The 3417-nt window shown below is 37.8% G+C and carries 3 protein-coding genes; 1 reads left to right on the top strand and 2 read right to left on the bottom strand.

All coding sequences use genetic code 11. The features are described from left to right. Nucleotides 1-137: 137 nt before the first annotated feature. On the bottom strand, nt 138-1058 hold the full coding sequence (locus AC4II3_RS32070) for a class I SAM-dependent methyltransferase (protein WP_488015305.1): 921 nt from the start codon (nt 1056-1058) through the stop codon (nt 138-140). Between the two features lie 64 nt (nt 1059-1122). Next, the gene (locus tag AC4II3_RS32065) at nt 1123-1887 is read right to left on the bottom strand and encodes a class I SAM-dependent DNA methyltransferase (protein WP_488015303.1); all 765 of its coding nucleotides are present in this window, start codon (nt 1885-1887) and stop codon (nt 1123-1125) included. 444 nt (nt 1888-2331) lie between these two features. Here AC4II3_RS32065 and proX point away from each other — a divergent pair, with 444 nt between their 5' ends. Continuing rightward, nucleotides 2332-3363, top strand: coding sequence for a glycine betaine/L-proline ABC transporter substrate-binding protein ProX (gene proX / locus AC4II3_RS32060; protein WP_488015299.1), 1032 nt, complete (start codon nt 2332-2334; stop codon nt 3361-3363). The last annotated feature ends 54 nt before the right edge of the window (nt 3364-3417 follow it).

Below are 3417 nucleotides of genomic sequence, written 5' to 3'. Positions count from 1 at the left end.
TTGTAAGCAAAGAGAAAATTATTCAAATTGAGGACGAACCTGCGGAATGTGGGTTATACCGGTACTTTTGTACTTTATAAATCATACATCAAAATCTTTACTAATCAACGATTTTGATGTATGTATGGTAAGGTATACTATTTGTTAACCCGCCCAACATTTTTCCTGTCAATTAGTTCTTTGATTTCTCGAACGGTGGTAGCTTGAATCGCAATTCTATCCTCAATTTTTAGGGATGGATCGTAAGATGGTTGACTAGTATTCGTAATTTTTCCTCCTCCTCCAGTAGGACAAGCAATAAAAGCCACAGAGGCTAACCAGGGAAATTTAACTGAGAAATCGTCAATCCAGTTTTGGGCATAATCCCTCCAGTTGCAATCTTCAAGCAAGGAGGCTAATTCGCCTTTCATAAACTCCTGACTCGTGATTCTAGGTAAGATTTTGTCGTGATATCGAACCTCTGCATCAGAGCCAAAAGCATCTCGTATTAGTTCCAGAGCAGCGATCTGATCACCTTCTTTAGCAGGGGATAAATGCTGTCCGCAATAAAGTCCGTCTGGTAATAAGTGAACTGCTGCATTGCGAACAAATACCTCTAATCTTCCCAATCCTAATTCATCTCCAGTCTGACCATAAGAAGGCAAATGATAGCCAATTTTTTTTGGAGCAATAAACTGACCGGGATTGCAGATAATGCCATGCAGAAACTGAGGTTCAAAAGTAGTTTCTTTATAGGGTTCTTGTTTGAAAGCTACACCCAAGCTTTTAGTACTTGCGTAATAACACCCATTTTCTTGACAGATACTGATGCCTACTTCCACATCTTTTTCTTCTGGTTCAACAGCATAGACAATGCAGGAACTTATTCCCCGTTTTATAGCTTCATCAACAATACGGATTGCAAATGTACCTGTTCCTGCACCGATATCAGCAATTCTAAATTCTACATCTTGTCCATACTTTAGTAACAATTCGTCAATAAACTGAGGAATCATCTTGAGCAGATAACCAGTTGCATCTGGTTTGGGAGTCAAAGGTCTATAAGAATCTCTATTCATATCCTTCAAATTCACCTTAAAAAAAAACTAAACATCAATTAAATCCAAAAGGATTATCTAGGTATTAATCACTACTAATCATTGTTTGAGGAATATCTGATATTTTGACTCCTATTAATGCTAGCTCATTGAGGGAATTACCATTAACAGACAGACGATGTTGATAAGACTGTTTAGCTTTGACTGATAAAATACCTTCTTTAATGATGGTTGCCAACATTTTACCAGCATTATGCTGGCTTTGAGTATCAAGTAAATCTTCTCTAATATTAAACGCTATCCAGCCTCCATCAACAATTAAATTATAGGCAAAAGCAAATGCCGAAGCCGGTAATCCTCCTGTTAGGGCAGAAGCACAGACCAAACAGTTAAACTTGGCATTTTCTAACTCATTATGAACTTCATTAGTTACATTAGGAAATTCTTCAACATAATACTTATTATAAACATTTGGTCGTTCTCGTTTAGCGGCTTCTGCTGCTTCTATAACCACATCTGCTCCTACAATTGAAGTGACACCTTTATCCTTAAGACATTGACCAAGTAAACCAACTCCTGCAGCTAAATCTAAAACCGATAATTCAGAAGCAAGTGATTGGGATTTGGTAACTTCATTTATCAAGATTTCGCTAATTATATTGTGTGTATTATACTTTAGCAAATCGACTAAAACATATTCATATAAACCAGAAATTTTGTAGGTTTGTTTATAATCCTGAATCCTCAGTTTTTGCTCTTGATCATTTTCTGTTAAAATAAAATACTCCTCTGCTCGAATTAAATTTTTATCTGTATTTGGTAATTTGACAGTATAACTCTTTTTTTTCATTAGTTAACCCCCTCTAGGATTGTGTTTTTAATTGAACTTACCCCGTGGGGGTAGTATACAAATTCACTATAAATTATGGTAGTCAAATATGATAATACCATCTTTGGGAATCCAAACCAACTCATCCAGGCATGTCGGTGGAGTATGTTTTTCGTTGAATGTACCCACACAGATAGCTGTATCAAAACTACCTGATGCCAAGTCCAAATTTTTTCTTAATATCACCATCATCGATCTTTTGGCCAGAGACTTGCTCTCGATGTACCTTATTTCAGATGCTATGGCGTAGTACCTGCGACAAACTAGCAAGGCTGGAATGATAGAGATTAGCTTTCCTACTCCCTACTCCCTACTCCCCACCTGCCTACTCCCGACTCCATTAAAAACTGCTATAGTTATGACTAACAGTAAAACTTAGTGATAAAAACCCTAGGAGATAATTTAATGAAACGACAAGTAAGACAACTGATCAAACAACTTACCTTAGGAATAACTCTGACAGCTTTAATCGGTTTAAGTGCCTGTGAGTCAACCTCCTCTGGAAAAAAAACTAAAGTTCGTTCTGCCCATAGTAACTGGGTCGAGGAACAGTTTCAAACCCAAATCGTCAATATTGGTCTGGAAAAACTTGGTTATGAAATCGAAGAACCGAAAGAAATAACCTATCCGGTTATTTATGTGTCTGTCGCTAATGGCGACCTAGATTATAGTACTATCAACTATGAAAGAGGACACCAAGAATTTTTTGACAATGCTGGGGGTACCAAAAAGTTAGAACGAGTTGGAATTCTTACTCCTGATGGGATACAAGGCTATCAGATTGATAAAAAAACTGCTGATAAATATAACATTACTAACCTCGAACAATTTAAAGACCCAAAAATCGCGAAACTATTTGATACAGATGGCAATGGTAAAGCCAATTTAATCGGTTGTGATCCTGGTTGGTTTTGCGAAATAGTAATCGATCATCACCTCAAAGCTTACGGATTAGAAGATACAGTTGAACACACTAGAGGACAATACACTGTACTACTCGTCGATGTTATGACTCGCTACAAGCAAGGGGAAAGTGTTTTATACTATGCGTATAATCCTCACTGGATATCTACTGTATTAAAACCGGATCAAGATGTAGTTTGGTTAGAAGTTCCCTTTACCTCTGTTCCTGAATCTCTTAAAAATGTAACGGAAAAAGATACCTCTGTAGACGGAAAAAATCTTGGATTTCCTGTGGATCGTCAGCGCATTATTGGTAACAAGAAATTTTTGGCAGCTAACCCAGTTGCCAAGCGTTGGTTTGAACTGGTTCAAATTCCGGCTGAGGACATTAACGTTGAAAGCCTAAAGATCAAAGAGGGTGAGAGCAGTCCAGAAGATATCCGTCGTCATGCTAAAGAGTGGGTTGAGCAGAACCAAGAGTTGTTTGATAGCTGGGTAGAAGAAGCAAAAAAGGCAGGAGGGGATTCTATTTAAAGGCAATAGGGAGTAGGGAGTAGGGAGTAGGGAGTAGGGAGTAGGGAGTAGGCA

This window comes from Moorena sp. (assembly GCF_982860115.1).
The sequence above is the reverse complement of the archived record's forward strand: the minus strand, read 5'-3'. Positions and strand labels throughout refer to the sequence as shown.

What these genes read in the sequence shown, in the direction of transcription:
- AC4II3_RS32070 (WP_488015305.1), bottom strand. Translation starts at nt 1,058, where the DNA reads ATGAATAGAGATTCTTATAGACCTTTGACTCCCAAACCAGATGCAACT.
- AC4II3_RS32065 (WP_488015303.1), bottom strand. Translation starts at nt 1,887, where the DNA reads ATGAAAAAAAAGAGTTATACTGTCAAATTACCAAATACAGATAAAAAT.
- proX (WP_488015299.1), top strand. Translation starts at nt 2,332, where the DNA reads ATGAAACGACAAGTAAGACAACTGATCAAACAACTTACCTTAGGAATA.